Raw genomic sequence first — 432 nt, forward strand, 5'->3', positions numbered from 1 at the left:
GATAAGGGCAAGCCGTTCAGAGATTTACAGAAGAAGAATGAACAGCTTGAAACTTATCTTGGTTTAGTTTTTGATTCTTTGGATTCGCATGGAATTAATCCTGTTCCGTTCATTAAGACTGTCTACACGTTGGATGATTTAATGCGTGATTGCGATAGGATTGCGAAGGAGTGGCTTGAGTCATTCCAGGCGACGTGGGAACCTAAGGCGAAGCCTCAAAAGGGTTCTGATCGCTCTATTGCCTAGAGCGACGACCCCGAAGGTCCGGGGTCTAGCATTGGGGTTTCGACCTCCATGCTAAAGGCTAAATCAGTATTAAAAAGATAGCTCAAACTGCTTCGCTTCATGAGCAGATAATTAGCTCAGATTTGCTGTGTCCTGCATCACAGAGCGAGCGCAGAGCGGGAGCCACGTAGTGTGGCCGTAGGCCAT

At 47.2% G+C, this 432-nt stretch carries 1 protein-coding gene; it reads left to right on the top strand.

Translation table 11 applies throughout. The features are described 5' to 3' along the window. The coding region (locus tag KP705_RS17945) for a hypothetical protein (protein ID WP_215765272.1) at window positions 1-246 on the top strand (246 nt) is incomplete at its 5' end. Window positions 247-432: the final 186 nt, after the last annotated feature.

The organism is Gluconobacter sp. P1D12_c, assembly GCF_018812105.1.
Classification (GTDB): domain Bacteria; phylum Pseudomonadota; class Alphaproteobacteria; order Acetobacterales; family Acetobacteraceae; genus Gluconobacter; species Gluconobacter oxydans_A.